At 30.8% G+C, this 7,402-nt stretch carries 7 protein-coding genes; 5 read left to right on the forward strand and 2 right to left on the reverse strand.

All coding sequences use genetic code 11. The features are described 5' to 3' along the window. Positions 1-169: LysR family transcriptional regulator (locus tag CN514_RS21480; RefSeq protein ID WP_141529465.1), on the reverse strand; the 169-nt coding region annotated here is incomplete at its 3' end. Between the two features lie 787 nt (positions 170-956). Between CN514_RS21480 and CN514_RS21485 the strand changes: the two genes are divergently transcribed. The 5 genes from CN514_RS21485 (at position 957) to CN514_RS21505 (ending at position 6,528) form a co-directional block, all read left to right on the forward strand. After that, positions 957-1,532, forward strand: coding sequence for a TetR/AcrR family transcriptional regulator (locus tag CN514_RS21485; protein WP_098234324.1), 576 nt, complete (start codon positions 957-959; stop codon positions 1,530-1,532). Between the two features lie 309 nt (positions 1,533-1,841). Next, positions 1,842-3,032: an MFS transporter gene (locus CN514_RS21490; protein ID WP_098234325.1), complete on the forward strand. Its 1,191-nt coding sequence runs from the start codon at positions 1,842-1,844 to the stop codon at positions 3,030-3,032. A 134-nt stretch (positions 3,033-3,166) separates the two neighbouring features. Further along, on the forward strand, positions 3,167-3,877 hold the full coding sequence (locus CN514_RS21495) for an SDR family oxidoreductase (protein WP_286141788.1): 711 nt from the start codon (positions 3,167-3,169) through the stop codon (positions 3,875-3,877). Between the two features lie 476 nt (positions 3,878-4,353). Continuing rightward, a complete protein-coding gene (locus tag CN514_RS21500) occupies positions 4,354-4,929 on the forward strand; it encodes a TetR/AcrR family transcriptional regulator (RefSeq protein WP_098234327.1) in 576 nt (191 codons plus the stop codon). Positions 4,930-5,130: 201 nt separating this feature from the next. Next, positions 5,131-6,528 (forward strand): MFS transporter, encoded by a 1,398-nt coding sequence (locus tag CN514_RS21505; protein WP_098234328.1) that lies wholly within the window; start codon positions 5,131-5,133, stop codon positions 6,526-6,528. A 371-nt stretch (positions 6,529-6,899) separates the two neighbouring features. Here CN514_RS21505 and CN514_RS21510 read toward each other — a convergent pair whose 3' ends face one another. Beyond that, positions 6,900-7,139, reverse strand: a complete 240-nt coding sequence (locus tag CN514_RS21510) for a PaaI family thioesterase (RefSeq protein ID WP_176526022.1) — start codon at positions 7,137-7,139, stop codon at positions 6,900-6,902. Positions 7,140-7,402 lie beyond the last annotated feature (263 nt).

Genomic DNA, 7,402 nt, shown 5'->3' on the forward strand with positions numbered 1-7,402 from the left:
TAGCAATTTTTTTACCTAAGCGATCAAATAAACGAACTCCTAATTTATCTTCAAGAGCTCTCATTTGACGGCTTAAAGCAGGTTGTGATATTCCTAATTTTTCTGCTGCTCTTGTAAAATGTAATTCATCACAAATAGCCAAAAAGTATTCTATTTCCCTTAATTCCATTAATTTTACTCCTCATTAGTGTTTGAATGTATTAGGTTTTATAAATGCTTTTAAACTAAAGTGAAAGAAACATTAAATGAAAAAGGTTATTGACAATAAAACCACATTTTCATTATAAAAATGATATAAAAATTTAAAACATCCATTTTAGAACTTTTTACCCCATCCACTAATTTTCGGCTATTGTGTTTATTAGGACATAAGCCAAGTGGAATGCAATTCAACAATTTTTTCTCTCTTCCGTAGCAATTTTTTTACCTAAGCGTCAAATAAAGGAACTTCTAATTATATAAGTTAGTTATTTAATAGTTTTTTTGAGAATGTTCGTTCTAAAAAAGGGGGTCTTTCCTAACTTCTCTACAAATAAGCTAGCGATAGACTCTATTTTTCTATACGTTATAATTTAATTTCTTCTCATGTATATTATATAACATATTGAGAATGAACGGTAAATAACTACTTTTTACCATTATTACAAAGCTGGTTTGCTTTCAAAAAGTTAAAATAGTAATTGAACTTATTGGCAACTTATTCTTCGGTGCGTCTTGTTCGTCCCATTGACCCATTAAAATCTCAACTTTATAATAATGGAATTGTCCATTAATTTTATTATTAACCTCAAAATTGAATCGTAATGAATCTCTGTAAAGGTGCTATATTTTGATAAAATAGTAAGCATTTTACTAAAAAACAATTAGTAATTAGTTATAAAATTTAAATATGGTTTTATTGAATATATAAAGATTATTTTTAAATATGCTATAATCTTTCAAAAGGAGGTACGAACGTGGCTAGACATAAAGAATATGACGAAAAAGAAGTTTTACTAAAAGCAATGGAGTTATTTAGGTATCAAGGTTACGAAAAAACCTCATTGCAAGATCTTGTTAATCATATGGGAATTCATAGAAGAAGTTTATATGATACATTTGGTGATAAACATACTTTGTTTATAAAAGCATTAGAACTTTACGATAACAATATGAAGAAAAAAATGAATTTACAAGTTAAGCAATCATTATCTGTGAAAGATGCTATTAGAAGTATTTTAGAATCGGTAATTACTCAAGATAACGAAAAATCAATCGGATGTTTGACAGTGAATACTGCAATTGAGTTGGCTTTACATGATCAAGAAGTGGCAGAAAAAATTGAACAAAATTTTGCTAAGACAGAAGAAATTATTCATGAATTACTAATGCGTGGTCAAAATACAGGGGAAATTCCGAACCACCATGATTTAGATAAATTATCACAGTTTATTCATAATTCTTTTGTAGGTTTACGAGTATTAACAAAAACAACTAACGATAAAAATAAGTTGAAAAATATTGTTGATATGACACTTTCTATATTAAATTAATAATTTTATTGTGAATGAAAGGAGTTAACTTATACCAGTTAATTCTTTTTTGTTATAAATTTTGTAATGAACATTTGAGAACGAACGGTAAAAAATAATTATTTACCGTCCGTTCTCAATATGTTATAAATAGATATATGAGGTGGTGAGGAAGTAATAATTGTCTTAAGAATAGCTGTGAATGAACATTTTAAATTGTACAAAAGGTATTTAGAGTATGGAAATTTATTATAAGAATTTAAAGTATCAAAAATAGATCATTATGATTTTTTGAGAACAAACAGTAAAGAATTAGAGAGGAATATGTAAATGAAAAGAATGTTATTAATTATATTATTGATGTCTTGTGGTGCAACTTTTGTTACACCATTGTTTCCTGTGTATAGCGAATATTATCAATTAAGTAGTTTGCAAATTACAATTTTATTTGCGATTTATGCTGTTTTTCTTTTGCCAACTTTACATATTGTAGGAGCAAAAGGTAACGGATGGGGGTTAAAAAGAGTAGTCCGTATTAGTATCTTGATTTCCATTGCTTCTACCTTATTCTTGCTTGGCAACACTGGAGTGTGGATGCTATTTGCTGGAAGAATTTTAGAAGGAATTGCATACGGTGCCTTTACAGGTACTGCAGTGGCTTTATTATTGAAACAAACTTCTCCAAAAGAAACGAGTACCGCACTCAAACTATCAGGAGTTACAGTACTCGTTGGTTTTGGGGTTGGACCATTAATTGCTGCTTTCATGTTGCAGTATATCCCTGTTCAACCGCTTAGATTACCATTGTGGATACTGCTTTTTATATTAATCATTTCGATCGTCTTACTTAAAACTTTATCAAAAGATAATGTAACAACTGAGCAAAAGCGTACAAATAACAAAATATCACTAGGTGTTCCGAAAAAAATCCGCTCACATTTTTGGGCTATGTCAGCACTTCCTATTTTCACAGTTTTCACGTTACAAGGAATTGCATTATCTCTAATTCCTACATTTGTCAAAAATGTAATCCAAACGTCTAATTACTTTATTTCAGGTTTGATAATTTTCGTACTTTTAAGTGGTTCAGCAGCAGCCCAGTTCCTACCTAGACCGACTCAACCAGTTACTCGTATGCAATTAGGAATATTTTTTCTAGTTATTGCTACGTGGCTTATTATCATATCAGGTTTAACATCAAGTTTACCATTGTTATGGATAGGTGTATTCTTACAAGCTCTTGGTGGCGGATGGACTTTTCAAAATGCGTTATTTTTTGCAGGAAAACTGCCAGAACCTGAAGCTAGACCTCGTGTAATTTCAGCTTTTTATTTTGTTGCTTATATTGGATTTATCGTTCCGGTTATAGGAGTTGGAGTACTTACAAAATTTTTCAATTTAAACTTAGCACTTGTATTTTTAAATTTGTTTGCAACGATTATTGTTATCTTTATCTTGTTGTATTCAATTAAATTTAAACGTGACATTTCTAAGCCTATAGTTCAAAATCATGGAGCCTAAATATTTATATGTTATGAATTAACAATTATATAGGAGAAATACCCTAACGCTAACTCATTTTTTCGATCATTTAAGAATGATTATTCTCAAATGGATAAAACAATTAATTATTAAGTCAAAAAATAAAATATGAGGTGAATACGTATATGGAAATTTCAAAACAAACAGCGCTAATTACAGGAGCTAATCGTGGACTCGGTCGTCATCTAGCACAAGAACTACTTGCTAGAGGAGCCAAGGTTTATGCAGGGGTTAGAAACCTGGAAATGATTGATCTTCCTGGAGTTATTCCATTACAGCTTAATATTACAGATGAAAAGTCAATTGCTGCAGCAGCGGAAATTGCGAAAGATGTAACTTTATTAATCAATAATGCTGGATCCAATACAGAAGCCGCACTGTTAGACGGAGAAATGGAAAAAATTCGTTTAGAGATGGACACACATTTTTTTGGCACTCTCTCTATGATTCGCACCTTTGCTCCAATACTTGAAAAAAATGGGGGAGGGACAATCCTTAATATTCTTTCAGTTCTCTCATGGTTAAGCTTGAACGGAGGAGGAGCATATCAAGCAGCAAAATCAGCGGAATGGAGTTTGACTAATACTTTCCGCTTAGTTTTGGCACCTAAAAATATTTTTGTTTCTGGCTTACATGTTGCATATATGGACACGGACATGACAGCTAAAATTAAGGCTCCGAAAGCTAACCCTGCGGACATTGCTAAGATTGCGATCGACGGTATAGAAGCCGAAAGCTATGAAATTGTAGCAGACAATTTGAGCCGAATGGTACAGCAAAATTTATCTGGCGGTGTAAAAGCGATATACCCACAATTGTTTTAAAAATAAGTAAGTTTGGGCAAGACTCCGTACTAGAATATCATGATCAAAAAGTTAATGATTGTTTACAGCAAATTGCCTGATCTTATTTTATTATTATTTATTAATGCTAAAATGCTTGATTGGAATCGTAATTTTGTTTTATCGTATTGGGACAAAACTTGAGGAACTTGTATTCTAATTACAGCGTAGTCATTAAATATATGGTTTATTATGAAGAGAATTCTAGAAGAATCATTTACAACTAATTCATCCGATAGTTGTACAAAGGGCGGACATAATGTAAATAACTTTAAATCAATATAACATTACTTATCCTCAATATTTAGTATAATCTTTTTATGGGAAAAAGATTGTACTAAAGGAGCTGATTGAACTAAGCTCCAAACTTTACCGAACGTTCTAAAAATGATATATTTATTTCGGCAACAGGATAACTAAACGAATTTGTTGTTCTTATCAAAGTGTAGGTGAGATAAATGGCAAGAAACAAAGAATTTGATGAGGAAGTTGTATTACGAAAAGCATTAGAGCTCTTTTTAGAAAAAGGATACGAAAAAAGCTCAATTCAAGACCTTGTAGCTTGTATGGGCATTCATCGAAGAAGCATATATGATACATTTGGTGATAAACATACTCTATTTATCAATGTTTTGGAAAAATATCAGAAACTTTGGAGAGCAAAAGTAAACAGTACAATTAATAATGAAAATTCTGTAAAAGAAGCAATTCGAAAAATATTTGAAATAGGGATTTCGAAAAGTGATTTTAATACTTATGGTTGTATGATTGTGAATACGGCTGTTGAGTTAGGCTTACATGACGAAGAATCAAATCAAAAAGTTAGAGACTCTTATTCAAATACAGAAAAATTATTTCATGAGCTAATTCTTTCAGGTCAAAAAACAGGAGAAATTTCAATGGAAGAGAATGCTGAGCAACTATCTCAATATCTATTGAATTCATTTATTGGTATTAGAGTTCTAGTTAAATCGGAAAATAATAACGAAAAACTAAATAATATTATTGATATGACGCTAAGTTGTATAAGTTAAAATTGGTTTATAAAATAGAAAAGATTATTTTTGAATATTTTAGAACATTTATTCTAAAAAATGGAATATAAAAATTTCACTATTTTAGAATGTTCGTTCTAATAATCCGAGTTGTTCATAATATAAGATATAATTTTTTACCTTTTCTAGAATGTTCGTTCTAAATAAGTAACTATAATAAAATTGGGGGAATTCAATAAAATGATATCAAATAATCAAGTGAATGAAAGTGCTAAGCAATCGAAGTTAAATGAAGGAATAGTTACGTTGTTGCTTGGCTTTACAATCGTATTAGTAATTATGAATACGATGATGTTTAATTTAGCTTTGCCTGATGTAACTAGGGATTTTCAATTATCAGCTTCTTCAACATCATGGATTGTTACAGGTTATTCAATTGTATTTGCAATTTCATCTATCACATATAGTCGACTTGCAGATTTTGTACCAATCAGAAGACTTTTTGTATTAGGATTATTATCCCTGAGTTTAGCAGCAATTGCTGGTAATTTTAGTAATAGCTTCATTATGCTAATAATTGTCCGTATTATACAAGCTTCAGGTGCGGGGTCAATTCCAGCATTATCCTTAGTTTTAATCACACGATATGTACCACTTGAGCGACGTGGTAGGGCAATGGCATTAATTTTATCTTCTGTATCACTTGGTCTTGGTCTAGGTCCTGTTGTTGGTGGAGCAATCATTGAATATATTGGATGGCAATCATTATTTATCGTGACATCTATCACATTATTTTTAGTACCACTTTTTATCAAGCTTATTCCAAAAGAAGCCTCCAGAAAAGGATCATTTGACGTTTTTGGTGCTCTGTTTATTGGAGTTGGAACTACTGGTTTACTTTTATACTTAACAAATCATTCTTTAACTGCTTTAGTTACTGGTCTAATCGCAATTGCATTGTTTATTATTCGTATACGCACTGCCAAGGAACCATTTGTATTACCTTCATTATTTTTAAATCGTTCTTACCTTGTTCTAGGAGCAGTGGGGATTTCGGGTTATATGACTAGCTTTTCAACATTATTTTTAATGCCACAAATACTAGTCAACCAATATAGTTTAAGTGCAATACAAGCCGGGCTGGTTATTTTCCCAGGCTCATTACTAGCCATGATCGTTTCAAAAAAGGTCGGCCGATTTATCGATACGAACGGAAACAATGCCCTTATTAAGCATATTCCGCTATTACTTTTAGCTTCGGTCCTAATGTTTGCATTATTTGAAGGAGTTTCTTATTTAGCAATCATGGGAATTTACATGGTAATGAGTGTAAGTATCACAATCCTTTCAAGTAGTATTTCAAATGAGATGTCTAAAATATTAAAGCCATCTCAAATTGGATCTGGGTTAGGACTGTTCCAATTATTACAATTTTTTAGTGGGGCATTAGGAGTTGCGACGACAGCAAGTGCTCTTAATTGGCAGAAGAATTTTTCAATAGCTCAGGCGTACAGTAATATTTATTGGGGACTAACAGTCATTGTGGTTCTATCAATTGGTTGTGCGTATATTTATTTACAATCAAGTTTACGAAATGAAGTATATCTTAAAAGAGAAGAGTATAGCTATGATGAGTAAGTAAATAAATTAGATATAAGAGTTAATTAAATTACTAGAATCATTTAAATTTGCGATCTATGACGGTAAAGAACAGCTACAATTGTGAATTGATAGTTTATAAGTGCAATCAAAATCGTGTTCAAGTTATTGTAGGGAAAATTAAAAATTTGGCTCAAAATTAAATAATATTCAAACGAGGATCTTTTATTCCTTTCATGCGATCATGTTGTCATCTATTGTATTGGAAAAGTATATATAAATATGGAATTAATATGTCAAAAAGAGGGAATGAAATTTCCTCTTTTTATTAAGGTAAGAATCTTAAATCACTAAATATCATATAATTTATAAATCTTAACACCATTAATTTCTAAGCTAAAATTATACTCCTATCTATCTGCTGATTTTTCTCCACGAAGAATCATACATGTGCTTAAAGCATGGGTGACTAAGGAACCTCCTTCATCAAAAACATCACACTTAATCAACACTATAGTCTTTCCTCTTTTCATTACCTCTCTTTTTGCTATAATTTTTTCGTTCCAAACGGGTTTTAAATAGTTAATTTTAAGTTCAACAGTTGTAATGGTTTCATTAGTTTCTAATGTACTCGCAAAGGCTACACCCATCGCCATCTAGCAGTTTTTATAAAATTCCACCGTTCTAAATTGAAGAGATATTATAAGGATAGGTTTTTTAAATGTACAATTTATCTATTTTTTATTAAGTAGCTAACTATTCAAGTTACTATATCATTGTACAAATTAAATTGTTTTGTCACCAATGAAACTTAAAAACACAGACTTATATTGATTTTCCTCCAATAAACTTGCCTCATTCTTCTTTATTGATAACTGAAATGAATCATTATGATAACGAGAATGTCATTTCC

It is taken from the genome of Bacillus sp. AFS001701, from assembly GCF_002559405.1.
In the GTDB taxonomy this organism is placed as follows: Bacteria; Bacillota; Bacilli; order Bacillales; family Bacillaceae_G; genus Gottfriedia.

Bases quoted from the DNA above. Each gene is read 5' to 3' on its own strand.
- CN514_RS21490 (WP_098234325.1), top strand. From the start codon at position 1,842: ATGAAAAGAATGTTATTAATTATATTATTGATGTCTTGTGGTGCAACT.
- CN514_RS21500 (WP_098234327.1), top strand. From the start codon at position 4,354: ATGGCAAGAAACAAAGAATTTGATGAGGAAGTTGTATTACGAAAAGCA.
- CN514_RS21505 (WP_098234328.1), top strand. From the start codon at position 5,131: ATGATATCAAATAATCAAGTGAATGAAAGTGCTAAGCAATCGAAGTTA.
- CN514_RS21510 (WP_176526022.1), bottom strand. From the start codon at position 7,139: ATGGGTGTAGCCTTTGCGAGTACATTAGAAACTAATGAAACCATTACA.